The organism is Verrucosispora sp. WMMD703, assembly GCF_049178935.1.
GTDB classification, from domain to species: Bacteria; Actinomycetota; Actinomycetes; order Mycobacteriales; family Micromonosporaceae; genus Micromonospora; species Micromonospora sediminimaris.
Window position 1 is genome coordinate 3,209,579 of record NZ_JBMHMM010000004.1, and the last position, 23,506, is coordinate 3,233,084.

Consider the following 23,506-nt stretch of genomic DNA (forward strand, 5'->3'; position numbering starts at 1 on the left):
CCGGCCGCCCCGCCGCCTCCTTCGGGCTGGTGGCGGCGGCCGGATAGGCTGCCGCGCGATGAGCAAGACGCTGTCGCGCATCCTGGTCTACGGGATCCACGGCTCCGGCAAATCCACCCTCGCACAACGGCTGTCCGAGCGGCTCGGGCTGCCCTGGTACCCGGTCGACGACCTGCTCTGGGAGCCCAACTGGATCGAGGTGCCGGTGGCGCGGCAACGCAGCCGGATCGAGGCGATCTGCCGCCGCGACCGCTGGATTCTCGACGGGGCGTACCACGGTTGGCGGGACGTGCCGCTGGCCCGCGCGGACCTGGTCATCGGTCTGGACTACCCGCGCGGGCTGTCCTTCCGCTGGTTGTTGCGGCGTACGCTGCGCCGGCTGTCGACGGGGGAGGAGATCTGCAACGGCAACCGTGAGTCGCTGGGCAGCGTGCTGTCCAGCGAGTCGGTCCTGGTGTGGCACCTCACCGAGTTCGGCCGGGAACGGCGTCGACTACGGGCCTGGCACGCCGATCCGAGTGGACCGCCGGTGTTGCTGTTCGAAACTCCGGAGGCCCTCGAACGCTGGTTGAACGGCTCGCCGTCCCGGTGAAGGGACGGCGTACGGCGGTTCCGGTGGTACCTGGACGGGGGCAGGGGATCACCGCCGAGGCCGTGTCGGACCCGACCGGCGCTACGGTGGGCGGATGGACGAACTCGTGGCGCTCTACCTGGAAGGTGACATCTCGGGAACCGTTACCGGCACCGCGCCACGCAGTGCCGTGCGTGCCGGCAACCTGCCGCACGCCGCGACGGCGGTGTTGCTGCGCGACGAGCAGGACCGCGTGTACGTCCACCGCCGCACCGACACGAAGGACGTCTATCCGGGCATGCACGACGCCTTCGCCGGAGGTGTCGTGCTGGCCGGCGAGGACCCGTCCGAGGCGGCTGCCCGGGAACTCACCGAGGAACTGGGCGTCACGAACTGCGAGATCCGGCCCTGCCTGCGGTACTGGTACGCCGACACGCGCACCAACTACCTCGCCTACGTCTTCGAGGCCCGCTACCGGCGGCACCGCTGCGGCCCGGTGGTGCATCAGCCCAGCGAGGTCGCCGAGGGGTGGTGGCTCGACCTGGCCGAGCTGGCCGCCCGGCTCGCCGACCCGTCCTGGCCGTTCGTCCCCGACGGGCGGGTCACCCTTGATCACTACCTGCGCCGGCTGCCGGCCTAGCCGGAGGGTCGAGCTTGGCCAATCGTCGGGACCACGGCGGTCGCAACGATGAAGATGGGCACATGGGGCGGTTCCTCCGAGGGCGCGTCGAGACGACCACGGAGATGCACCGGACGACGCGGTACGAGATCTTCTTCGATCTGGTGTTCGTCTTCGCGCTGACCCGGATCACCGCCTACATGGCTGGTCACACCTCGCCACTGACCCTGCTCCAGGGCCTGGTCGTCCTGTTGCTGCTGTGGATCTCCTGGCTGATCTACGCCTGGCTGGGCAACCAGGCTCGCGCCGACATCGGGCTGATCCGGGCCGGCACCACCGCCGTGATGGGTCCGATCTTTCTCATCGCCGTGGTCATCCCGAACGTATGGGAACCGAGCCCGGGTCCGCGCCTGATCCTGGTGTTGTCGTATCTCGTGGTGCGGGCGGTCCACCTGGTGCTCTATCGCCGGGCGGCCGAGGGCGACCGGCGGCTGCACCGCACGTTGCGCATCTACACCCTGACCACCGCGCTGTCCTGGATCCCGCTGGTCCTCGGAGCCGTCCTCGGTGGTGGCGCACAGTTGCTGCTCTGGGCGGCGGCGGTCGCGGTCGACTTCGCCGGCGGACTGGTCGCCTCAAGAATCAGCGGGTGGCCGTTGCGCAGCTCCGAGTACTTCACCGAACGGCACACCCTCGTGGTGATCATCGCGCTCGGCGAGACGTTGATCTCGGTCGGCGCCGGCATCGGCTCCGAAATGATCAATGGTCCGACCATGTTGGCCGCGCTGCTCACCCTCGTGGTCACGGTCTGCCTGTTTCGGCTGTACATGCTGAATTCGGTGGCGGCGGGCGAGGCGCTGATGGCTGAGCGCGGTCCGCGACGGGATCGGCTAGCCGCCAACGCCTACAGCGGCGGCCACTTCGCGCTGGTCACCGGGACGATCTATCTGGCGCTCGGGGTGCACGAGGTGATCGCCCCGCTGGCACATCATCGACCCTGGCACGCCGCCGAGTCGGGTTTGGCCTGGATCTCGGCCGTGGCGCTGTTCGGTGGGGTCGCGCTGTATCTCGCGGGCGAGGTGCTGTTCCGTGGGCTCAGCGTCCGATCGGTGTCCCCGGCGCAGCTGCTCGCGCCCGCGGTGGCCCTGGCGCTGCTGCCGGCCGGACGGTACCTGCCCGGCCTGGTTGCCCTCGGCCTGCTCGCCACCTTCCTCGTGGTGCTCGTCGGCTACGAACGGGTCTTCGGCGCCGGTCGTGCCGCCCGCCCTTCCGGGTCAGAAGCCGAGGTCGGCCCTTCCGCCGACCACCGGTAGGCGCAGCTCACTGTGGTGCGGTGCGACCCGCAGCCGGGTGCCACCCAGCGGAAGCAGGGTGTAATCCTGATCGCTGGAGAAGATCACCAGGCCGATCCGGTGACCCGCCGGGAAGACGTGGTCCTTGGGCTCCAGGGTCCACCGCAGGTCGTACAGTCTGCCCTGGCGCAGCGGGTCGGTGCGCGAGATGCTCCGCCGGTTCTGCGGGTCCATCCAGCCACGGGTCACCACCGTCGGTGCGGCGGTCGAGCCGGCCGGTCCGTAGTCGACCAGGTAGGCGGTGAGGTTCGCGTCCGGTTTGTTGTCGATCGCCAGCCGCAGCCGCAGCTCCGGACGGCCGGACATGCGGACGTCGCGGGGCAGCGTGGGAGACAGGTAGGCCAACCGGTGCGGGCTTGCCGTTTCCGGGTCGGCGACCAGGGTGTCCGGGTGGATGGTGCGCCCCTCGTCGACGAAGCGTTGCTCGACGGAGCGCTTCGGCGCCCGGGCGGAGGTGAGCGTGCCGACCGTGGTGGCGTCGGTGGCGGCCAGCCGCAGCGCGACCTCCCGACTGCCCGGATCGGGCCAGTCGGCGTACGTCGTGTAGCCACCGTCCTCGCGCTGCACCACGGCCCTCGGCTCGTCCATGATCCCGTTGGGCACCTGCCACAGCCAGTGGTCGAACCAGCGGTTCTCGGTCTGCTTCCACGTCCAGGTCCGGCCGTCCGGTAGGGTCACCGACGCGGTGTTGCCCGGGCCACCGTGCCCGCCCCGGTGCAGCCAGATCTTGCGCGGTACCCGGTGCCGGGCCAACTCGTCCCACCAGCCGGCGAAGTGCTCGGTCTTGACGTTCCAGTCGTTGAGGCCGTGCACGACGAGCACGCTGGCCCGCACCTGCCGTGCGTCAAGGTAATCACGGTCGCGCCAGAACGCCGAATAGTCGCCGGTGACCCGGTCCTGCCGGGCGCCGAGTGCCGCGATCTCATCGGCGCAGCGACCTTCGGCCCGGGCCCGACCGGCGGTGAACCCGGCCAGCACGTCGGTGTCCTCACCCTGATAGGTCCCCGGTGCCACCACCAGGCCGTTGGCGCGGTAGTAGTCGTACCAGCTGCTGATGGCGGCCACGGGCACGATGGTCCGCAGCCCCGGGACGCCGGTGGTAGCCACCTGATTGGGCAGGGTGCCGTTGTAGGAGACACCGGTCATGCCGACGGCGCCGGTGGTCCAGCCGGCGGTGACCGGCGCGCCAGCCGCGTCGTACCCCTTCGCCCGCCCGTTCAGCCAGTCGATCACCGCTCTGGTGCCGAGCGTCTCGGCCTGGTCGCCGCTGGTCGGGCAGCCGTCGGAATCGCCGGTGCCGACGCTCTGCCCGAGCACCACCGCGTAGCCCCGGGGCACGTAGTAGTCGTCGAGTGAACCGGGCAGGTTGGCCTTTGTCGCCGCCCGCTGCACCGCCACGTCGGACGTCCGTCGGCCGGCCCGGCGGTCGACGCCGTTCTGCGGCAGCTCGTCCACCAGCACGCTCGGGTACGGCACGTCATACCAGACGTCCTTGCGGTACGGGCTGTGCTCGAAGATGACCGGCACCTTGAATCCCTCGGTGGCGGTCTCCCGGGGCCGGGATATGTCGATCGCCACCCGGTCGAGGCGGCCGTCATGGTCGGTGTCCACAGTGGTTTGAACGTAAACCCGCTCCTCGATCGCGTCGGCGAGCGAGAACACCGGTTGGGTCATGCCGTCGACGACCACGATTCCCGGTGTGGCGGTGGGTGCGGTCCGCGCCGCCGCCGGAGCCGCGTGCAGCACCAGCGTGCCGGACAGACCGATGCCGAGCAGTGCCAGCAGGTAGGGGGACCGACGCACGGCGTCTCCCTTCGGAGTTTAGACATTTACACCTTGCGATGTTATCGCTCACTGGCTACGTTTCGGAGGCAGGAGCGAAGGGCACGCTCCGACGTCCCCCGCCCGGTCGGTGACCAGGCGAGCCGAGGCGCGTTGCGCCGGCTGACGGGCACTGCGGGCCCCGTGCGGGACGGGTCACGCCGCCGGTCCAGGGCGGCTGACGGTACGTCGCGGGAGCCGTGGCACACGCAGAGCATCGCCGCTCCGGGCCGCCCACCTGACCTGACAGCCCGAACGGTGTCGCACCGTACCCAGGCGCATACCCCGCGGTACGCCGGCCGTTCCCGGCGCCGCCACCAGGGCGATGCGCCGCACCGCCGCGCGTCCACAGCGGGCGCGGAATGGAGTCACGATGTCCAGGCGTAAATCGATTTTCGGACCGGTCGCGCTCGCGGCCCTGATGGTGCTGGCCGCCGCCGGTACGACGTTGAGCGCGAACCCCGGCAGCGTCCCGGCCGCCCAGTCGGGCATCCTGGCCGCGACCGCCGGCTGCGGCAAGACGCCCACGCTGCGCAGCGGTACCCACACCATCCAGAGCAGCGGCAAGAACCGCAGCTACATCCTGCGGGTGCCGGACAACTACAACAACAACCACCCGTACCGACTGGTGTTCGGGTTCCACTGGCTCAACGGCTCGGCGACCGACGTGGCCACCGGCCAGACGGTGCAGCGCGACACCTGGGCCTACTACGGACTGTTGCCACTGTCGAACAACAGCACCATCTTCGTCGCGCCCCAGGGCCTCAACAGCGGCTGGGCCAACTCCGGTGGTGAAGACGTCACGTTCGTCGACGACATGCTCCGGCAGATCGAGGGCGACCTCTGCGTCGAGACCACCCAGCGCTTCGCGCTCGGGTTCAGCTACGGCGGCGCCATGAGCTACGCCGTCGCCTGCGCCCGGCCGAACATTTTCCGCGCCGTCGCCGTCTACGGCGGTGCGCAGCTGAGCGGATGCAGCGGCGGCACCCAGCCGGTCGCCTACTTCGGGGCACACGGCATCCGCGACAGCGTCCTCAACATCTCCAACGGGCGGTCGCTGCGGGACCGGTTCGTCCGCAACAACGGCTGCACCGCGCAGAATCCCCCGGAACCGTCGCAGGGCAGCCTCACCCACCGCAGCACCACCTACTCCGGCTGCACGTCCGGCTACCCGGTGGTCTGGGCGGCGTTCGACGAGGGACACATCGCCGCACCACAGGACGGCGCACCCGGTGACAGCGGCTCCCGGACCTGGCTGCCGGGCGAGACCTGGCGCTTCTTCACCCAGTTCGGCAGCGGCACCACCCCACCGCCGAACCCGACCACCCCGCCGCCGAACCCCACCACGCCGGCCCCGAGCCCGACGACGCCGCCGCCCGGTGGCGGAGCGTGCCGGGTCGCCGCCGAGGTCAACGCCTGGAACAACGGGCTGACCGAACAGATCACCATCACCAACACCGGCAGCTCCACCATCAACGGTTGGTCGCTGGTCTTCACGCTGCCCGGCGGGCAGACCATCACCGGCGGCTGGAACGCTAGTTACTCACCGACCTCCGGGCAGGTGACCGCGCGGAACATGTCGTACAACGGCACCATCGCCCCGAACGCGTCGGTCGGCATCGGCTTCCAGGCCACCCACACCGGCAACACCGCTGAACCGAGTTCGTTCACCCTCAACGGCGCGACCTGCACCGTCAGCTGATCCGTACATTGTCCGGGCGCGGATCCCACTCGGGGGTCCGCGCCCGGTCGCGGGCCGACGCCCGCGCGGACGACAGGCCCTATGCTCCGCACCGTGCCGTTGACCTTCCCTTCGCATCTCGCGCCGGTGCTGGCGCTCAAGTGGTGGCGGCCCCGGTGGTTCGACGGCGTGACGTTGAGCTTCGGCGCGATGTCGCCGGACGTCGTCTACCTGGCAACCGGCCCGACCGGACGAACCTTTGCCGATACCCATTCCTGGCCGGCGCTGTTCTGGTGGTGCCTGCCGGTGGCGCTGGCGTACGCGGCGGTCTTCCGGTCCTGCGCCGACGCAATCCTGGCTCACCTGCCCGGCGAGCGTTGGTTCGGCTGGAGTGGGCACGGTTCCCTGGCCCGGTGGCCGCACCGCTGGTGGATCACGATCAGCTCGGCGCTCCTCGGCGCGGCGAGCCACCTCGGCTGGGACTGGCTGACGCACACCGACGACTGGCTTCGAGTGGTGTTCGGTCTCCGATGGTCGAGCGTTACGGACGTCTCCTGGTGGACGGTCTCGGATCTGACGAGCACCCTCGTCGGTGCGTTGCTCGCCGTGGTGCTCACCGCACGCCTCGGTCGGCGGGCAGCGGCGGCGGCAGGAGCTCGCCGGCTCGCACCGCCACGTCGGCTTCCAGTGCTGTTCTGGAGCGTCGCCGCGCTGGTGTCCGTCGCCGGACTGGCGCTCGTGCCGCTGCTGCCCGGTGCAACCATCCTCGCCGCGACAATCGTCCGGTCGCTGCACGTCGCTGGTCTGGCCCTGCTCGCCGCCGCCATCGCCGTCCGGGTCCGGTCCCAGCGCTCGGGCGCAGGTTACCCGGGCGCGGCAGGTGACAGCGGCGGCACCAGCACCAGCCGACCCGCCGCGGTCAGCGGACCGGCTCGATCGGGAACCGTCCGCGGCGCCATTGCCAGTGGCGGCCGGCCTTCAGGTGGTCGATGACGGCGCGTTGCAGCACGGTGTCGCGCGGCAGTTGGTCCAGCGGTGTGGTCAGGGTACGGAACACGAACCGCACCACTTCGACGTCGGCGTCGAGCCCTTCCGGTTCCTGATAGGGCTCCAGCTCGAAACGTCGCTGGAAGCGGATGATGTTGGACTCCTCGGGCAGGTACTCCCGCAGCTGCGGGTCGAGCAGCCACGAACCGCAGGCGAACGACGTGTAGTGCTCGTCGGGAAAGTGGCGCGGGAAGAACGCCCGGGCCTCGTCGAGGGACGCCTCGACCGCTTCCGGGGTCAGCGACCCCGAGTCGGGGATGTGCAGGTCGATGGCGGTGCCGCCGCGATGGTGCTGAAGCCGACCCAGCTCGTAGACCGCGCCGCGCGAGTGCAGCGTCAGCCAGCTCTGCATGACCGACCAGCCCTCGCGATTCATTCGCCGGTCGATGGCGAGGTTGCGACCCAGGTCAGCGAGGGTCACCCAGGAGACGGCGTCGGGAACGCCGTGGTCACGGTGGTACCCCCTGACCACGTCGACCAGGGCCAGGTACGTGTAGACGTAGAGGTGCCGCCAGGCGGGGCCCCGCTCGCGCGGTAGCGCCGGACCGGGCGGCAGCCATTCGTGACCGCCGAGATCCGCGCGGACCAGGGCGATCGAGCGGTCGAGCAGCCAGCGTAGCTCCGGGGTCCACTGCGTGGAGTCGGGGTCCGGCCAGCCCGCCATGATCTCGGCGGCGTCGTCCGGTCGTACGGCGAGCCGGTCGAGCAGCGCGGGCGCGTCGGCGCTGGCGGGCACCGGCGCCGACGGGTGCTCGCCGGCCAGCCGGTGCACACGGTCGATGTCCTCGATGGGCACGCCGAGCCGGGTGGCGATGTCGTCCAGATTCACGCGGACGACAGTAGCGACCGGCGCGGCCGCCGCAACAGCGCGATGCCGGTCAGCCCGCTCAGGGGTTGGGTGGCGTGACCGCGATGATCAGGTGGGCTGGCTGGTCACTGGCGTTGCGGTAGAGGTGGGCCAGGCGTGAGTCGAAGGTGACGGCCTCACCGGCGGTGAGGGTGTACGTCTCGCCGCCGATGTCGGCGACCACCTCGCCGCTGATGACGATGGCGCACTCGGTCGAGGGGTGCGCCCACGGCTCGGCCGAGCTGGCGTCGCCCGGGGCGAGGTGGGCCTGGAGCACCTCCAGATCGCCGCGCCCCGGGGTCAGGCGCTCGTAGGTTATCTGGCCCGGGGGAGCGGTGAGCAGGCTGCGGCTGCCGGCCCGGCTGATGTGCACCGCCGGTGCCTCCGGCTCGGAGAACAACTCGGCGATCGAGGTGTCGAACACCTGCGCGAGCTTGCGCAGGGTGGCCAGGCTCGGGTCGGTCGCCCCGTTCTCGATCTGACTCAGCAGGGCGGGTGACACGTCGGCGGCTGTGGCGAGCTGCCGCAGCGTGAGGGAGTGCTGCTGGCGCAGGACGCGGAGCCGGTCACCGAGCATGTGAACCTCGATCCGATAACAGTGTGGCTAAAAATGTTTGACCAAGCTACACGGCCGTGTTTAGGGTGGTCAAACACGAGGGCGGCGCTGTTTGGTACTGGTGGACACGCCGCGTCCAGACATGAACCGGACGAATGCGAGTCCGGCTACATCCAACCCTGCGACGACGCACCCCGAGAACCCGACGCACCCCGAGAGAACCCGGAACACCGGCATTGGCCGTCTGGGCCCGGCCAGTGGTGGTGCCGCCGGACGTCGATGCCCCGCGGGTCCCGCGCAGCGGGCCGCGCCATACGAAGGTAGGAACAGCATGTCGGTGTCCCCCCGCCGGCTCCGCGCCGGAGCGCTCGCTCTGGCGACGCTGGCCATCATCTCCACCACCGCCTGCACGGCCGGCGGCAGTGGTGGCAACGCGAACGGTGGCGAGGCCAAGACCCTCACCGTCAACACGTCGTTCGTGCTCAAGACCCTCGACCCTGGTCGCGTCTACGAAGCCACCGGCCTGACCGCCGTGCACGCCCTCTACGACACCTTGCTCACCTTCGAAGGCTCCGACGTCGGTACCCCCGTCCCGGCGTTGGCCGAGTCGTACGAGGCGTCGCCGGACGCAAAGACCTTCACCTTCAAGCTCCGCTCCGGAGTGACCTTCTCCGACGGCAGCCCGCTCACCGCCGACGACGTGGTCTTCTCCCTCAACCGGCTGAAGAACATCAAGGGCAGCCCGGCGGTCACGGTGAGCGAGCTGAGCGTCAGCAAGACCGACGACAGCACCGTCGTGGTCACCTCGGCCACCCCCAACCCGAACGTTCCGGTGGTGCTGGCGATGCCGTCCACCGGTGTGCTCAACGCCAAGGTCGCCCGGGACAACGGTGCCAAGGACGGCGCGGACGCCGCGCAGGGCGACACCGCCCAGCAGTACCTCGACACCAACTCGATCGGCAGTGGGCCGTACGTGCTCAAGTCGTACGAGCCGGAGTCGCAGGTGGTGCTGGAGGCCAACCCGAACTACTGGGGCGACAAGCCACAGTTCGAGCGGGTGGTACTGCGCAACATGGACGTGCAGACCCAGAAGCTGACCATGCAACGCGCCGAGAGCGCCGAGATCTCGCTGGACATCTCCGGCAAGCTGCTCGACGGCCTGCCGGAGAGCCTGCAGACCTCCGGCGTGCAGGACACCGTCTACTTCCTCTTCCTCAACGCCGACCCGGCGGTCTCGGCGGTGACCGCGAACCCGAAGTTCAACCAGGCGCTGCGTGCCGCCATCGACTACCAGGGCATCGCCGCGCTGTACGGCGAGGGAGCCGCTCCCGGCGCCGGCCTGGTCGCGCCGGCCTTCCCCGGCACCCTGCCCGAGAGTGAGGCGTCCACCCGGGACGTGGCGAAGGCCAAGGCGCTGCTCGCCGAGGCCGAACTGACCAACCCGACGGTGAAGTTCAACTACCCGGCCATCACCTACAAGGGCGTCGACCTGGGCACCGTCGCCACCAAGGTGCAGGGCGACGCCGCCGAGGCCGGCATCACGCTGGAGTTGAACCCGCAGCCGCTGACCACCTTCCTCGACGAGATGCGCGGCGGTAAGTCCCCGCTGGGCTTCACTCCGCAGAGCCTCAACTACCCGGTCGCCGACTCACTGATCAACAACATGGCGCCCGGGCAGGCCACCGCACTGCGCTCGGGCTGGACCGTCGAGCGGGCCGACCCGGCGGTCGTCGCCGCCGGTGAGAAGGTCACCGAGACCCTCGACCTCGCGGCCCGGGCCACCGCCATGCAGGAATGGCAGCGGCTGATGAACCAGTCCTCCCCGTACATCGTGCTGGCCAGCAACTCCTCCACGGTGGTGGCGACCGCCGACCTGACCGGCGCGGACTACTCCGCCGCCGGCTGGCAGGTCGACGTCGCCGCGGTCGGCCGCAGGTAGTCGGAGCACCATGACGACCGTCCACAACGGCGAGCCGGGCGCGGTCACCACGACCGCGCCCCGGCCCCGCCGGTCCCACCCGCTGCTGGCCTTCCTGGCCAAGCGGCTGGCGATCACCGCCGGACTGCTGCTGGGCGTCACCGTGGTGACGTTCGGGCTGGTCAACGTGGTGCCCGGTGACCCGGTCACCGCCAACCTGTCCGACCAGGCGCTCAACGACCCGGCCACGGTGGCCGCCTTCCGCGAGAAGTGGGGGCTGGACCAGCCGCTCTGGCAGCAGTACCTGCACTACCTGGGCAACCTCTTCCGCGGTGACCTGGGTATCTCCCAGCAGACGGGTCGGGCGGTCCTGGACGACCTGGTCCGGTACGTGCCGGCGACCCTGGAACTGGCCATCCCCACCATGGTGCTGGCGCTGGTGATCGGCACCGGGATCGGCATGCTCGCGGCGGTCCGCAACGGCCGGGTCACCGACCAGCTCGTGCGGGTGGGTGCCCTGCTCGGGCTCTCCACGCCGCCGTTCTGGCTGTCGCTCGTGGTGCTCTACGTCTTCTTCTACCAACTCGGGCTGGCGCCCAGCGGTGGACGGCTCTCCACCGGTTTCAGCCCGCCGCCGACCGTCACCGGCATGTACACGGTCGACGCGGCACTGGCCGGTCAGTGGGACGTGGCCTGGGACGCGGCCCAACACCTCACCCTGCCGGTGCTGGTGCTGACCTCGCTCACCGTGGCGCTGCTGGTCCGCTTTGTTCGCTCCGCCATGTTGGAGGTGCTTCAGCAGGACTACATCCGGGCCGCGTACGCCAAGGGCCTGCCGGCCCGGGTGGTGCTGCGCCGGCACCTGCTGCGCGCCGGGCTGGTCCCGGTGGTCACCGTCTCCGGCCTGGCCTTCGCCTCGCTGCTGTCCGGGACGGTGCTGGTGGAGAGCATCTTCGGCTGGCCGGGCGTCGGTCAGTACGCCTACCGCAGCGCCACCGCCCTCGACCTGCCCGCGATCCTCGGTGTCAGCCTGTTCGTCGCGCTGGTCTACACGCTTGTCAACCTCACCGTCGACCTGCTGTACGGGCTCATCGACCCGAGGATCCGCCTGTCATGACGATGATCGCACCTGATCCGGTGGCCCCCGACCCGAAGGTGGACCGGGCGCTGACCCGCCGTCGATGGCTCGGTCGGCTGCGTGGTGGCTCGGCCGGCCGGCCGATCTGGCGACAGCCGATCGCCGTGGTGGCGTTGACCATTCTCGGCGGCTGGCTGCTGGTGGCGATCCTCGCCCCGCTCGTCGCCCCCTACGATCCACTCGCCCAGAGCGCCGACACCTACGCGGCACCCTCGGCCGCGCACTGGTTCGGCACCGACTCCCTCGGCCGGGACATCTTCAGCCGGGTCGTGCACGGCGCCCGGTTGTCGATCCCGCTGGCCCTGGCCATCGTCTCGCTGGCCCTGCTCGTCGGCGGCCTGCTCGGCCTGGTCGCCGGATACCTGGGACGGTTCGCCGACGAGGCGCTGATGCGGCTCACCGACCTGGTCTTCGCCTTCCCACAGATCATCCTGGCCATGGCGGTCACCGCCGCCTTCGGCCCGAACACCCGCAACGCGGTGCTGGCCCTGGTCATCGTCTCCTGGCCGGTCTACGCCCGGGTCATCCGCAGCGCCGTGCTCAGCATGCGCGGCGACGACTACCTCAGCGCCGCCCGACTGCTCGGCGTCGGACCGGTCCGGGCGCTGCGCCGCGATGTGCTGCCCAACAGCATCGGCCCGGCGATCGTGCTGGCCACCCTGGAACTCGGCAACGCGGTGCTGCTGCTCGCCGCGCTCTCCTTCCTGGGGCTGGGGCCCCGCCCACCGGCCGCCGAGTGGGGCTCGATGGTCGCGCTCGGCTCCCAGGACCTGTCGATGTGGTGGGTCAGCGTCTTCCCGGGCCTGGCCATCCTCACCGTCGTGATGGCCTTCAACGTGCTCGGCGACGCGTTGCGCGACCGGCTCGACCCCCGCTACGCGAAGGGACGCTGAGATGGCGCCGCTGCTCGACGTCGACTCCCTCGCCGTGACCCTGCCCGGCCCGCGCGGGCCGCTGCCGATCCTGCACGACGTGTCGCTCACCGTCGACGAGGGCGAACTCGTCGGCATCGCCGGGGAGAGCGGCTGCGGTAAGAGCCTCACCGCACAGACCCTGCTCGGTCTGCTGCCGGCGGGAGCCAAGGTCACCGGAACGGCGCGGTTCGCCGGCACCGACCTGCTCGGCCTGGACAACAATGGCTGGCAGCGGATCCGGGGCGCGGGCATCGCCATGGTCTTCCAGGACCCGACCGCCGCCCTGCACCCGATGCTCACCGTCGGCCGTCAGCTCACCGAACACATGCGGGTGCACCTGCGACTGGACCGACGGTCCGCGACCCGCCGGGCGGTGGAACTGCTCGATCAGGTCAGGATCCCCGACCCCGAGCGTGCCCTGCGCGCCTATCCGCACCAGTTCTCCGGCGGCATGCGGCAACGGGCGGCCATCGCCATCGCCCTGGCCGCCCGGCCCCGACTGCTGATCGCCGACGAACCGACCACCGCGCTCGACGTCACCGTGCAGGCCGGCATCCTCGCCCTGCTCGACCGGCTGCGTGCCGAGACCGGGCTGGCCGTCGCCTTCATCACCCACGACCTGGGGGTGCTCAGCGCGTTGACCACCCGTGGCTACGTCTTCTACGCCGGTCGCGTGGTGGAGACCGGCCCTACCGGGGCGCTGCTCACCGCACCCACCCACCCGTACACTGCGGCGCTGCTCGGCGCCCGGCCACACGGCACCCAGGCCGTCGGCACGCTACGGCCCATCCCCGGCGCCCCGCCGGCGCCGGGTGAGGCACCGCCCGGCTGCCCGTTCCAACCCCGCTGCGGGTACGCCGAGCCGGCCTGCGGCGCCGTGCCACCGCCCCTGGCTCCGGTGGCTGCCGACCGGTCGGTTGCCTGTGTGGTCCGCCCGCACCTGGAGGTGACAGCCCGATGACCGGCCTGCTGGACATCAGCGACGTCGAGGTCGAGTACCGCTCGCGGGGACGCGGCCGGGTGCTCGCGGTCGCCGGGGTCAGCCTGGACGTGGCGGCCGGGCAGATCGTCGGCCTGGTCGGCGAGTCCGGCTGCGGCAAGTCGTCACTGGCCCGGGTGGCCGTGGGGTTGACCCCGCCGAGCGCCGGTGTGGTCCGCTTCGCCGGGCAGCCGGTCACCCCGCTGGGCTGGCGGCGCCGGCCGGACACCGAGATCGGCCTGCAGATGGTCTTCCAGAACCCGTACGCCTCGCTGAACCCCAGGCGCACCATCGGCGCGCAACTGCTCGACGGCGTCCCGGCGACGGTGACCGGCGCGGCCCGCCGCGACCGGGTGCGCGAGCTGCTGGACCGGGTCGGCATGCCGACCACCGCCGCCGAGCGGTACCCGCACCAGTTCTCCGGCGGCCAGCGGCAACGCCTCGCCATCGCCCGGGCACTCGCCCCGCAACCCCGCATGATCATCGCCGACGAACCGGTGACCGCGCTGGACGCCTCGTCCCAGGCACAGGTGGTCAACCTGCTCGTCGGCCTGGTCCGCGATCTCGACATGGGCATGCTGTTCATCTCCCACGACCTCGCCCTCGTACACGAGATCGCCGACATCACCGCCGTGATGTACCTCGGCCGCATCGTGGAGAGCGCGCCCACCCGGGAGCTGTGGCGGAACCCGCGACACCCCTACACCCGGGCGCTCATCGACGCGGTGCCCCGCATCGGCCCCACCCCACGGTTGCCCGCCACCCTGGCCGGTGAGGTGCCCGATCCCGCCAACGCCCCCACCGGCTGCCGGTTCCGGCCGCGCTGCCCACACGCCTTCGCCCCCTGCGGCGACCAGCCACCCACCCTCGACCTCGGCGGACGCAGCGCCGCCTGTTGGCTCAACGACCCCACGGTGGCCCCGGCCACCGTGCCCGCGAACTGAGGACGTCGTCAATGCACACCGCAACCGAACAGGTCCTGGTCAACCTCGCGCTCTACGACGGCGTCGCCAACCACCTCCAGCCCGACCGGGGTGTCTGGGTCGGCGCCGACGGGATGATCAAGGCCGTGGCAGCCGTCGACGACGTGCTTGCCGAGGCCGGCGACGCCCGCGTGGTCGACCTCGGCGGCGACGTGGTGATGCCCGGCCTGACCAACATGCACGTGCACCTCTCCCTCGGGCTGCCCGGTCACCTCGCCGACACGGTGCACCGGTCCAACCTGGCCGAACTGGTGCTGCTGATGGCCGACTCGGCCCGCCGCACCCTGCACGCCGGGGTGACCACCGCCCGGCTGGTCGGCGAGGGGCGCTACGCCGACTTCGCGCTGCGCCGGGGCATCGAGGCCGGCGCGGTGGACGGCCCCCGGATCTTCACCGCCGGACACGCGCTGTGCTGCACCGGCGGTCACGGCTGGGAGGCCGACGCCCTGGAGGCCGACGGCGCCGACGGCTTCCGGCGGCTCACCCGGGCCCAGATCCGGGCCGGCGCTGATTTGATCAAAGTCTGCATCTCCGGCGGGATCGCCGGTCAGTTCGAGGCGATCGACACCCCGCAGCTGCTCGACGACGAGATGGCCGCCGTCATCCGGGTCGCCCACGACTGGGGGCGCAAGGTCACCGCGCACGCCGGCCCGGCCGACACCGTACGCCGGGCCGTCGAACTCGGCCTCGACTGCGTCGAGCACGGCTACGAGCTGACCGACGAGGTCACCCGCCTGATGGCCGACCGGGGCGTCTGGTACGTGCCCACCATCGTGGTGAGCCGCTGCGAACAGTTCTTCCGTGACTCCGGAGTGCCCGGCTGGTTGATGGACCGGGCCCTGGCCGCCGGCCCCCGGCACTGGGAGAGCCTCCAGCACGCCATCCGCAACGGGGTGCCGATCGCACTGGGCAGTGACATGCCGCCGCACGCGGGCTACGACGAGACCAGCGCGACCGTGCGTGAGCTGGAGTTCATGGTGGACGCCGGGATGCCGGTCGCCGACGCGTTGAAGGCTGCCACCATCCGTCCCGCCGAATGGCTGGACCAGGCCGACACGCTCGGCAGCGTCGAGGCCGGCAAGCACGCCGACCTGCTGGTGCTGCGGGACGACCCGACCCGTTCCGTCTCCGCGTTGCGCACCCTGCACGGGGTCATGAAGGGCGGCGTGGTGTACCGCGACGACCACCACCGGCTCCGGAAGCCCCGATGACCGGCGCGTCCGCGCCGCGCGTCAGCGCCGTGGCCGACAAATACCTGCACGCCCTCGCCGCGCTCGACCCGGAGGCCGCCGAAGCAGCCGGGCGTACCCCCGAATGGCGGCTGGCCGACCTGTCGCCGGACGGGTTCGACGCCCGCGCCGAGCTGACCCGCGCGACCGCGACCGCCCTGGCCGCCGCCACGGTGACCGGCCCGGCCGAGCGTGCCCTCGCCGGTGCCCTGGCGGACCGGCTGGCCAGCGAGGTGGCGCTCTACGACGCCGGCTTCACCACCCGGCTGCTCGCCCCGCTGGCCACCCCGGTGCACCTGGCCCGGCAGGTCTTCGACAACCTGCCCCGGAGCACCGTCGACGACTGGGCCGTCGTCGCCGATCACCTGCACCGGCTGCCCACCACCCTGGACCAGTACACCGCGACGCTGCGCCGTTCCGCCCAGCGTGGTCAACTGGTCGCCCGCCGGCAGGTGCTGACCGTCGCCGCGCAGTGCACCGCCTGGGTCGACGCCGACTTCTTCGGCGGTCTCGTCGCCGGTCACCCGGCCGGGCCGCTCGCCGAGCGGTTGGTTGAGGGTGCCCGGCTGGCCACCGCTGCCACGGCGGAATTTGCCACGTTCCTGCGTACCGAACTGGCTCCCGCCGCGACCGAGGTGGACGGCGTGGGCCGCGACCTCTACCAGATCACCGCCCGCGCCTTCCTCGGCGCCACCGTCGACCTGGCCGAGTTGTACGCGTACGGCTGGGCGGAGCTGGCCCGCACTGCGGCCGAGCTGCGGGCGGCGGCGGCCGACTGCGGCCACCCGGACGTGGCCGCCGCCCGGACGGCGCTGGATGCCGACCCGGACGGGCGGGTGCCGGTCGGCCCTGCCCTGGAGGAGTGGCTGGCCAGGCGGACCGCACTGACCACCGAACTGCTCGACGGGACACACTTCGACATCCCCGCCGCCACCCGCCGGGTGGTGTGCCGGATCAGTCCCGCCACCTCCGGGGTCATGTACTACACCCCACCGGACGCGCAACTGACCCGCCCGGGCGGCATCTGGTGGTCGGTGCCGCCGGGCGAGTCGACGGTGCCGGTGTGGCGGCACGTCGGCACGCTCTGCCACGAAGGGCTGCCCGGTCACCACCTCCAGCACGCCATCACGCTCACCACCGCCGACCTGCACCCGTGGCAGCGCACGCTGTGCCACGTGCACGGGTACGCCGAGGGCTGGGCGCACTACGCCGAACGGCTCGCCGACGAACTCGGCCTCTACGCCGGCCCGGCGGAACGGCTCGGCATGCTGGACGGGCAGATGTGGCGGGCCGCCCGTGTGGTCATCGACCTCGGCCTGCACCTCGACCTGCCGATCCCGCCCGGCAACGGGTTCACCGACGCGCCCCGCTGGAGCCACGGTGTGGCCGTGGACCTGCTCACCCGGGTCGCCGGGCTGGACGCCGCCACCGCCCGGTTCGAAGTCGACCGCTATCTCGGCTGGCCGGCGCAGGCGCTCGCCTTCAAGGTCGGCGCGCGGCTGTGGCAGCAGACCCGCCAGGACGCCGAGCGTCGTGCCGGCCCGACCTTCGACCGCAAACAGTTCCACCACACGGCGCTGGCGCTCGGGCCGATGGGCCTGGATCCGCTGCGTGAGCGCCTCGCCGAGACGTTCCGACCCGCTGCCGCCTCCCTCGACCGGAAGTGACCCCGATGAGTATCGACGAACTCACCAGCACGATCACCGACATGTACCGATCACTGGGGGATCGGTCCGCCTTCGACGCCCACCTGCACCCCGACCTGACGATCTGGGAATCCGACGCCGACCGGCTGCTCACCGGGCTGGCTGCGCTGGACGTGCTGCGTGACCGCCGGGCTGCCGAGGCGACCGGACCGGCACCGGTCAGCGTGGCTCCGGAACAGCTGCACGCCGAGTCGTGGGACGACACCGGTCTGGTCCGGTACGTGCTGCGGGCCCGGCACGCCGCCGACCGACCGGACGTCTGCTTCCGGGTCACCGATGTGCTGCGGCGCGACGACGCGGGCTGGCGGATCGTGCACCACCACGCGGAGGCCGTGCGATGAGCGACGACCAGCCCACCACCGACGTCTACGACCTGCGGATCGTGGTGGAGCGGATCGAGGGACGCTCGGTGTGCGGCATGAAGCCGGGCGACCACGTCGACCTGACCGAGTCGTGCCGGTTGCGCATTCCCGAGGGCCAGCACTTCTGCCTGTACGCGCTCGCCGCGTGCCTGCCGCTGCTACCGGCCAAGCAGCGGGCCCTTGACGACGGCGACTGGATGGCCCGGGACAGCCACGTCGCCTGCCCCGACCCGGAGGAGCGGCTCATCATGCGCATCGAGCGCACCGGACGGCGGCAGATCCCCACCGAGGAGCTGACGTGACCCGCCTGGTGGGTGTCGGCCTCCAGTCGGACAAGTCCGCCGACGAGTACGCCGTGCTGGCCGAGCTGGCCGAACGGCACGGCTTCGACGTGCTGTCGGTCTTCGGCGACCTGATGTACCAGCCGCCGCTGTTTCCGCTGCTGGTGGCCGCCCGGCACACCCGCCGGATCCGGCTCGGCGCGGCCTGCCTCAACCCGTTCACCCTGCACCCGGTGGAGGTGGCCGGTCAGGTGGCCGCCCTCGACCTGGCCTCGCACGGCCGCGCGTACCTCGGCCTGGCCCGGGGCACCTGGCTGCAACAGGTCGGGGTGGCGCAGACCCGGCCACTGCGACGCATCGCCGAGACGGTGCAGATCGTCCGGCGGCTGCTCGCCGGTGACGACTGTGGTTTCGTCGGCCGTGAGTTCACCGTCGCGCCGGGTACCGCGCTGCGGTACACCCCGGCCCGGCCGGACGTGCCGGTACTGGTGGGCACGTGGGGCCAGCAGACCGCCCGGTCCGCCGCCGCGTTCGCCGACGAGGTGAAGGTCGGCGGATCGGCGAATCCGGCGATGGCCAAGACGATGCGGGCGTGGCTGGACGAGGCGGCCTCGGGCCGGGACACCGGGGTGGTGCTCGGTGCGGTCACCGTGGTCGACACCGACGGTGCGCTGGCCCGACGGATGGCCCGCACCGAGGTCGCCATGTACCTCGCGGTGGTCGCCGCCCTCGACCCCACCGTCGAGGTCGACCCGGAACTGCTGGCCCGAATCCAGCAACACGTCACCCGCCGCGAGGACGATCTGGCCGGCGCACTGATCGGTGACGACCTGCTCGACCTGTTTGCGTTTTCCGGTACGCCCGAGCAGGTCGCCGCGCAGGCCGCGGCGGTCTTCGACGCCGGGGCGAGCCGGGTCGAGTTCGGCACCCCGCACGGCCTGACCCCGCAGCGCGGGATCGACCTGCTGGGTCGGCGGGTACTGCCGCTGCTGCGCGACTGACGGTCGGACGGGCCGGGTCAGCGTCGCCAGGCCGACCAGAGTTCGGCGTACCGGCCGCCGGCCGCGACCAGATCGTCCGGGGCGCCGAGTTCGACGATCCGGCCGTGCGCCATCACGGCGATCCGGTCGCAGGTGTGTGCCTGGCTGAGCCGGTGGGCGACCACGACGGCCGTGCGGCCCCGGATCAGGGCGGCGCTGGCCCGTTCGAGCTGTCGGGCCCCCGCGCTGCCGGCCTCGGCGCTGGCCTCGTCGAGGACGACGATCGGTGGGTCGAGCAGGGCGATCCGGGCCAGCGCCACCTGCTGCGCCTGACCGGCCGTGAGCGGGTGTTCGCCGTCGCCGACCCGGGTCGACAGCCCGTCGGGCAGGGCGTTGACCCAACCGTCGGCTTCGACCAGCCGCAAGGCGGCGTGCAGGTCGTCGTCCGAGGCGGCCGGAGCGGCCAGCCGCAGGTCGTCGGCGAGGGTGCCGGCGAAGACGTGGACCTCCTGGGTGACCACGCCGACGGTCCGGCGCAGCTCGGCCGGATCCAGCTCGCCGATCCGACGGTCACCCAACCACACCTCGCCCTCGGCGGCGGGGAAGACGCCACCGAGGATGGCCGCGAGGGTGGTCTTGCCGGCTCCGCTCTCGCCGACGATCGCCAACGACTGGCCCTCGGCGATCTCGATCGAGACGTCCTGCACGACGGCAGGGCCGCCGGGGTAGCGGTGCCACACCGACTTGGCGGTGATGCTCGTCGGCAGCCAACCGGAGATCGGCCCGGCCGGCCGCGTAGCGGGTACGTCGAGCCCGGAGATGCCGACGAGCCGCGCGAGCGCCGCCCCGGCCGACTGGATGTCGTTGAACGACATCAACAACAGGCCGAGCGGGCCGAAGAGTCGATGGAACAGCAGCGCCGCAGCGGTGACGTCGCCGACCGTGCTGTCGCCCGCGCGTACCAGCAGGAAGCCGGTGAGCAGCACGGCGGTCAGGCCGAGCGCCTCCGCGTAATTCATCGTGTTCGCGAACCAGAGGAAGCCCCGCACCGCACGCAGGCGCGCCACCACCGCGTGCCGGGAGGCCTGCTCGACCCGTCGGCTCTGGCGCTCCTGCATGCCGTACGCGTGCACCGTCCGGGCACCGGTGAAGGTGTTCAGCACGCTCTGCGTACGCACCGCCGCGGCTTCCCGTTCGGCGGCGTACAGTCGTTTCGCCTGCGGCACGAAACGGCGCAGGCTCAGCACGTACACCGGGAAGACGACCAGGAACGCGGCGGCGATGCGCCAGTCGAGGGTCGCGAAACCGGCGAAGGTGATGACAACGGTGACCAGGGCGGTGAAGATCCCGGCCGCCAGCCGCACCGAGTCGGTCACCCGCTCCACGTCCTCGGTGACCCGGGAGGCCACGTCGCCGGAGCCGGCGCTCTCCAGCCGGGTCGCGTCCATCCGCAGCGCCCGGTCGAGCACCTCCTCGCGGAGGTCAGCGCAGGCACGCATGCCCCACTCGGTGACCAGCCAGTTGGCCGCGCCGGTGAGGATCGCGGCGGCCAGGCCCGCGCCGAGGATCAACGCCGAGGTGAGCAGCAGTGATTCGACGGTGCCACCGGCCACCACCAGGTCGACCAGCCGGCCCAGCAGGATCGGCACGACGACGGCCGCGACGCTGGCCGCCGCGGCCGCCGCCACCGATGCCCAGGCGAGCAGCGGATAGCGCCGCAGAGCCCGCCAGAAGGCGGTGAGCGTCACCCGGCCGCTCGCGACCGGCAGAATCGTCGCTCCCGGGGTCATCGCAGCACCACCTCCGCGTACGACGAGTCGGCGAGCAGGTCGCGGTGACGCCCGACGGCCGCCACCCGACCGGCGTGGAGGAAGACGACCCGGTCGCACCGGTCGAGCAGCGGTGCGCTGGTGGTGACCAGGACGGTCGCCCGGTCGTCGGCGGCCCGGTAGGCGCGGATGCCGTCGGCGATGGCGTGCTCGGTGACCGCGTCGATCGCCGTGGTGGGGTCGCGGAAGACGGTGACCGGCCGGTCGGCCAGCAGCGCGCGGGTCAGGGCGAGGCGCTGCCGCTGGCCACCGGAGAGGTTCAGGCCGTGGTCGACGAGTCCACGGTCGAATCCTGCGTCATCGGCGAGCAGGTCACCGACGGCGGCCGAGGCCATGGCGGCGCGCAGGGCGGCGTCGTCCCGGTCGTCGCCGGTCTGGAGCACCTCCCGCAGCGTGGCACCGAACAGGTCCACGCCGTGCGGTTCGACAAGCACGGTTCGCCGCAACGAGGCGAGGTCCAGCTCCCGCATCGGCGTGCCGGCCAGCCGCACCTCACCCCGCTCCGGCGGCCGTGCCCCCGCGAGCAACTCGGTCAGGTCGTCCGCCGTGCTGGTCTCCGCGGTGACGATGCCGAGCAGCTCACCGGGGGCCACGGCGAGGTCGACGCCGTCCAGGCCCGGCGCGTGCACCGTGTCGAGGCTCAACGTCCCCGGCTCGGCCGTCCGCGTCCCGGAGGGCACCCGCTCCGGGGCGGCGAGCACCTCGGCCACGCGGGCCGCGCTGGCCCGCGCCGTCGCCAGCCGGAAGACGCAGTCGGCGAGGTTGAGCACCGGATCGGTGAGGAAGGTGGCCAGCCCGACGATCGTGATGAGCTGCCCGACCGTGATCCGCCCGTTTAGGGCGTACCAGCCAGCCAGCGCGGCCACGGCGGTGATCAGCAGGCCGGTCGTGAAGGTGGACGCGCCGACGAACGTGGCGCCGGCCTTGACCGTCCCGATGCCGGCACGCAGCGACGTACGGCTGGCCGTGCGGTAACGGCCGACGGCCTCGTCGACCCCACCGAAGCCACGCAGCGGTCGCAGCCCACGCAGCAGGTCCGACGCCGTGGCGGCGGCCCGACCGACCGCCTGCTGCTGCGCGGACGTGCGGCGGCCCACGACCGGCCCCAGCGCGTTGAGCCCGAGCACCAGGAGCGGCACGCCCACCACCAGTCCGAGCCCGAGCGACCAGTCGATCCGCAGCAGCACGACCGTCGACACCGTCAGCCCGACCAGCGCGCTCACCCCCCGGGTGCCCAGTTCGAGCAGCTCAGCGGCGGACTGCGTGTCGGAGGTCGCGATCGAGAGCAGTTCCCCGCTCTGGCGGCTGGTCCGGACGCCCTGACCGCCGACGACCCGTCGGACCACCCGCATCCGCAGCTCGTGGGACTCCTCGGTGACCGCCCGGGACAGGAACCAGAAGCCCGACCGCCAGCCCATGGTGAGGGCGGTGAACAACGCGAAGATGCCCAGCACGGACCAGGCCATCGCCGAGGTCGACCCGGTTCCGACGGCCTGGTCGATGACCAGGCCGATGGCCACCGGAACGAGAGCCTCACACAGCTGGTGCAGTGACCAGAACGCGGCGCACAGGGCGGTGTCGCGACGCTGCCGCCAGAACATCCGGCGGATCAGTCGCCCCGTGGTCTGTGTCATGCCCCCGCCTCACGTTCGATGAGTTAGGGCAGGCTAACCCGCTGTCCTCGCCGAATGCCATTCGCGGGTGCGCCGTGCTGGCCAGGTCTCAGTCCTCGGCGTGCGGAAGCGGTGGCCGGTCGAGCCCGGCCCACGAGCGCAGCAGCCGACCGCCGATGGAGTCGACCGGTCCCGAGCCGGGACCGTTGCGGACGCGTTCGACGATCTCGGCCAGGGTGAACCATCGGGCCTCCGACAGTTCGCGTCCGTCCACGGCGATCGTCTCCTCGACTGCCCGGGCGACGAAACCGACCATGAGACCGGCCGGAAACGGCCATCCCTGGGAACCCTGGTAGGTGACCGCACCGACCGTCACGCCGGCTTCCTCACCGACCTCGCGACGGACGGCGCCCTCCAGGCTCTCGCCGATCTCGACGAAGCCGGCGAGCAGCGAGAAGCCGTCCGCGCCGGCACCGTGATGGCGGGCCAGCAGGCAGCGTGGCTGCGGATCGGGGGATTCCACAAGCACGATGACGGCGGGTTCGATCCGGGGGAACAACTGCCGACCGCAGTCGGGGCCCTGGCAGATCCGCAGGTGACCGGCGTCGGCGCTGGCCGTGGTCGCGCCGCAGGTACCGCAGTGTCTGGCGTGCCGGTTCCAGTAGAGCAGGCCGCGCGCGTACGCCAGGGTCGCGGCGAGTGGGCCGGGCAGGGTGGTGGCCAGCCCGCGCAGGTCGGTGCTGCGGTGCGCAGTAGCCAGGCGCAGCGCCTCGGTCTCCTCGACGTCGCTGAGATCGGCGGTGAAACTCGCTGTGGTGCCGTCGAGGCCGAGCAGGGCGGTCTGACCGGCCGCCGCCACCAGGGTTCGGGCGGGCGCACCGGTGAGCCGCACCGGTCTGCCGTCGGCCGTGAGCAGCGGCCGGTCGCGCCACATCGGCAGCACCTGGCTGTCGTCGCGGTCGAGCAGGTCGGCAACCCGGGCCGGGTCGACGCGTAGGCTCGCCGCCCGGTCGTGCGGTGTCGCGGTGTACGCGAGCCCGTGGAACACCATGCCGCCGATCGTGCCGGACGCTGCGGCGG

The 23,506-nt window shown here is 71.8% G+C and carries 21 protein-coding genes; 15 read left to right on the forward strand and 6 right to left on the reverse strand.

Annotated features, from left to right (window positions below; translation table 11 throughout):
• Nucleotides 1-58: 58 nt before the first annotated feature.
• The 3 genes from ACN26Z_RS15260 (at nt 59) to ACN26Z_RS15270 (ending at nt 2,503) form a co-directional block, all read left to right on the forward strand.
• A complete protein-coding gene (locus tag ACN26Z_RS15260) occupies nt 59-592 on the forward strand; it encodes an AAA family ATPase (RefSeq protein ID WP_421461854.1) in 534 nt (177 codons plus the stop codon).
• A gap of 94 nt (nt 593-686) precedes the next feature.
• The gene (locus ACN26Z_RS15265; RefSeq protein WP_421461855.1) at nt 687-1,211 is read left to right on the forward strand and encodes an NUDIX hydrolase; all 525 of its coding nucleotides are present in this window, start codon (nt 687-689) and stop codon (nt 1,209-1,211) included.
• Nucleotides 1,212-1,273: 62 nt separating this feature from the next.
• Nucleotides 1,274-2,503 (forward strand): low temperature requirement protein A, encoded by a 1,230-nt coding sequence (locus ACN26Z_RS15270; RefSeq protein ID WP_421461856.1) that lies wholly within the window; start codon nt 1,274-1,276, stop codon nt 2,501-2,503.
• Here the strand turns inward: ACN26Z_RS15270 and ACN26Z_RS15275 are convergent.
• The gene (locus ACN26Z_RS15275; protein WP_421461858.1) at nt 2,465-4,345 is read right to left on the reverse strand and encodes a Xaa-Pro dipeptidyl-peptidase; all 1,881 of its coding nucleotides are present in this window, start codon (nt 4,343-4,345) and stop codon (nt 2,465-2,467) included. The genes ACN26Z_RS15270 and ACN26Z_RS15275 overlap by 39 nt on opposite strands.
• A gap of 391 nt (nt 4,346-4,736) precedes the next feature.
• Between ACN26Z_RS15275 and ACN26Z_RS15280 the strand changes: the two genes are divergently transcribed.
• Together ACN26Z_RS15280 and ACN26Z_RS15285 are read left to right on the forward strand one after the other, a co-directional pair.
• Entirely contained in the window at nt 4,737-6,065 is a 1,329-nt protein-coding gene (locus ACN26Z_RS15280) for a cellulose binding domain-containing protein (protein WP_421461859.1), read from the forward strand.
• A 93-nt stretch (nt 6,066-6,158) separates the two neighbouring features.
• A complete protein-coding gene (locus ACN26Z_RS15285; RefSeq protein WP_421461860.1) occupies nt 6,159-7,037 on the forward strand; it encodes a DUF4184 family protein in 879 nt (292 codons plus the stop codon).
• Here the strand turns inward: ACN26Z_RS15285 and ACN26Z_RS15290 are convergent.
• On the reverse strand, nt 6,964-7,920 hold the full coding sequence (locus ACN26Z_RS15290; protein ID WP_421461861.1) for an acyltransferase domain-containing protein: 957 nt from the start codon (nt 7,918-7,920) through the stop codon (nt 6,964-6,966). The genes ACN26Z_RS15285 and ACN26Z_RS15290 overlap by 74 nt on opposite strands.
• 58 nt (nt 7,921-7,978) lie before the next feature.
• On the reverse strand, nt 7,979-8,515 hold the full coding sequence (locus tag ACN26Z_RS15295) for a cupin domain-containing protein (RefSeq protein WP_282238689.1): 537 nt from the start codon (nt 8,513-8,515) through the stop codon (nt 7,979-7,981).
• Nucleotides 8,516-8,825: 310 nt separating this feature from the next.
• Between ACN26Z_RS15295 and ACN26Z_RS15300 the strand changes: the two genes are divergently transcribed.
• Genes ACN26Z_RS15300 through ACN26Z_RS15345 form a run of 10 tightly spaced genes read left to right on the forward strand, consistent with a single transcriptional unit; the run spans nt 8,826 to nt 19,005 of the window.
• Complete coding sequence (locus tag ACN26Z_RS15300) at nt 8,826-10,433, forward strand: ABC transporter substrate-binding protein (RefSeq protein ID WP_421461863.1); 1,608 nt, start codon at nt 8,826-8,828, stop codon at nt 10,431-10,433.
• Nucleotides 10,434-10,443: 10 nt separating this feature from the next.
• Nucleotides 10,444-11,529 (forward strand): ABC transporter permease, encoded by a 1,086-nt coding sequence (locus ACN26Z_RS15305; RefSeq protein ID WP_210939475.1) that lies wholly within the window; start codon nt 10,444-10,446, stop codon nt 11,527-11,529.
• The gene (locus tag ACN26Z_RS15310; RefSeq protein ID WP_282238687.1) at nt 11,526-12,443 is read left to right on the forward strand and encodes an ABC transporter permease; all 918 of its coding nucleotides are present in this window, start codon (nt 11,526-11,528) and stop codon (nt 12,441-12,443) included. Before ACN26Z_RS15305 ends, ACN26Z_RS15310 begins: the two co-directional genes overlap by 4 nt.
• Before the next feature lies 1 nt (nt 12,444).
• Nucleotides 12,445-13,425 carry an ABC transporter ATP-binding protein gene (locus ACN26Z_RS15315; RefSeq protein WP_421461865.1) on the forward strand — a complete coding sequence of 327 codons (981 nt, stop codon included), beginning with the start codon at nt 12,445-12,447 and terminating at the stop codon, nt 13,423-13,425.
• Nucleotides 13,422-14,387, forward strand: coding sequence for an ABC transporter ATP-binding protein (locus ACN26Z_RS15320; protein WP_421461867.1), 966 nt, complete (start codon nt 13,422-13,424; stop codon nt 14,385-14,387). The genes ACN26Z_RS15315 and ACN26Z_RS15320 overlap by 4 nt, the downstream gene beginning before the upstream one ends.
• Nucleotides 14,388-14,398: 11 nt before the next feature.
• On the forward strand, nt 14,399-15,637 hold the full coding sequence (locus ACN26Z_RS15325) for an amidohydrolase family protein (protein WP_421461868.1): 1,239 nt from the start codon (nt 14,399-14,401) through the stop codon (nt 15,635-15,637).
• Nucleotides 15,634-17,322: a DUF885 domain-containing protein gene (locus ACN26Z_RS15330; RefSeq protein WP_421461869.1), complete on the forward strand. Its 1,689-nt coding sequence runs from the start codon at nt 15,634-15,636 to the stop codon at nt 17,320-17,322. Before ACN26Z_RS15325 ends, ACN26Z_RS15330 begins: the two co-directional genes overlap by 4 nt.
• A gap of 5 nt (nt 17,323-17,327) precedes the next feature.
• Entirely contained in the window at nt 17,328-17,702 is a 375-nt protein-coding gene (locus ACN26Z_RS15335) for a nuclear transport factor 2 family protein (RefSeq protein ID WP_282238683.1), read from the forward strand.
• Nucleotides 17,699-18,025 (forward strand): TIGR04076 family protein, encoded by a 327-nt coding sequence (locus ACN26Z_RS15340; protein WP_093402130.1) that lies wholly within the window; start codon nt 17,699-17,701, stop codon nt 18,023-18,025. Before ACN26Z_RS15335 ends, ACN26Z_RS15340 begins: the two co-directional genes overlap by 4 nt.
• Nucleotides 18,022-19,005, forward strand: a complete 984-nt coding sequence (locus ACN26Z_RS15345) for an LLM class flavin-dependent oxidoreductase (RefSeq protein WP_093402131.1) — start codon at nt 18,022-18,024, stop codon at nt 19,003-19,005. Before ACN26Z_RS15340 ends, ACN26Z_RS15345 begins: the two co-directional genes overlap by 4 nt.
• A 17-nt stretch (nt 19,006-19,022) precedes the next feature.
• Here the strand turns inward: ACN26Z_RS15345 and ACN26Z_RS15350 are convergent, their stop codons facing one another.
• The 3 genes from ACN26Z_RS15350 to nudC all read right to left on the reverse strand — a co-directional run bounded on the left by ACN26Z_RS15350 (nt 19,023) and on the right by nudC (nt 23,477).
• Complete coding sequence (locus ACN26Z_RS15350; RefSeq protein ID WP_421461871.1) at nt 19,023-20,774, reverse strand: ABC transporter ATP-binding protein; 1,752 nt, start codon at nt 20,772-20,774, stop codon at nt 19,023-19,025.
• Nucleotides 20,771-22,447, reverse strand: a complete 1,677-nt coding sequence (locus ACN26Z_RS15355; protein ID WP_421461872.1) for an ABC transporter transmembrane domain-containing protein — start codon at nt 22,445-22,447, stop codon at nt 20,771-20,773. The genes ACN26Z_RS15350 and ACN26Z_RS15355 overlap by 4 nt, the downstream gene beginning before the upstream one ends.
• Before the next feature lie 88 nt (nt 22,448-22,535).
• Nucleotides 22,536-23,477 (reverse strand): NAD(+) diphosphatase, encoded by a 942-nt coding sequence (gene nudC / locus ACN26Z_RS15360; protein ID WP_421461874.1) that lies wholly within the window; start codon nt 23,475-23,477, stop codon nt 22,536-22,538.
• Nucleotides 23,478-23,506: the final 29 nt, after the last annotated feature.

What these genes read in the sequence shown, in the direction of transcription:
- ACN26Z_RS15310 (WP_282238687.1), top strand. Translation starts at nt 11,526, where the DNA reads ATGACGATGATCGCACCTGATCCGGTGGCCCCCGACCCGAAGGTGGAC.
- ACN26Z_RS15325 (WP_421461868.1), top strand. Translation starts at nt 14,399, where the DNA reads ATGCACACCGCAACCGAACAGGTCCTGGTCAACCTCGCGCTCTACGAC.
- ACN26Z_RS15335 (WP_282238683.1), top strand. Translation starts at nt 17,328, where the DNA reads ATGAGTATCGACGAACTCACCAGCACGATCACCGACATGTACCGATCA.
- ACN26Z_RS15355 (WP_421461872.1), bottom strand. Translation starts at nt 22,447, where the DNA reads ATGACACAGACCACGGGGCGACTGATCCGCCGGATGTTCTGGCGGCAG.
- ACN26Z_RS15265 (WP_421461855.1), top strand. Translation starts at nt 687, where the DNA reads ATGGACGAACTCGTGGCGCTCTACCTGGAAGGTGACATCTCGGGAACC.
- ACN26Z_RS15340 (WP_093402130.1), top strand. Translation starts at nt 17,699, where the DNA reads ATGAGCGACGACCAGCCCACCACCGACGTCTACGACCTGCGGATCGTG.
- ACN26Z_RS15350 (WP_421461871.1), bottom strand. Translation starts at nt 20,774, where the DNA reads ATGACCCCGGGAGCGACGATTCTGCCGGTCGCGAGCGGCCGGGTGACG.
- ACN26Z_RS15260 (WP_421461854.1), top strand. Translation starts at nt 59, where the DNA reads ATGAGCAAGACGCTGTCGCGCATCCTGGTCTACGGGATCCACGGCTCC.
- ACN26Z_RS15270 (WP_421461856.1), top strand. Translation starts at nt 1,274, where the DNA reads ATGGGGCGGTTCCTCCGAGGGCGCGTCGAGACGACCACGGAGATGCAC.
- ACN26Z_RS15315 (WP_421461865.1), top strand. Translation starts at nt 12,445, where the DNA reads ATGGCGCCGCTGCTCGACGTCGACTCCCTCGCCGTGACCCTGCCCGGC.
- nudC (WP_421461874.1), bottom strand. Translation starts at nt 23,477, where the DNA reads ATGGTGTTCCACGGGCTCGCGTACACCGCGACACCGCACGACCGGGCG.
- ACN26Z_RS15330 (WP_421461869.1), top strand. Translation starts at nt 15,634, where the DNA reads ATGACCGGCGCGTCCGCGCCGCGCGTCAGCGCCGTGGCCGACAAATAC.
- ACN26Z_RS15320 (WP_421461867.1), top strand. Translation starts at nt 13,422, where the DNA reads ATGACCGGCCTGCTGGACATCAGCGACGTCGAGGTCGAGTACCGCTCG.
- ACN26Z_RS15280 (WP_421461859.1), top strand. Translation starts at nt 4,737, where the DNA reads ATGTCCAGGCGTAAATCGATTTTCGGACCGGTCGCGCTCGCGGCCCTG.
- ACN26Z_RS15295 (WP_282238689.1), bottom strand. Translation starts at nt 8,515, where the DNA reads ATGCTCGGTGACCGGCTCCGCGTCCTGCGCCAGCAGCACTCCCTCACG.
- ACN26Z_RS15305 (WP_210939475.1), top strand. Translation starts at nt 10,444, where the DNA reads ATGACGACCGTCCACAACGGCGAGCCGGGCGCGGTCACCACGACCGCG.
- ACN26Z_RS15300 (WP_421461863.1), top strand. Translation starts at nt 8,826, where the DNA reads ATGTCGGTGTCCCCCCGCCGGCTCCGCGCCGGAGCGCTCGCTCTGGCG.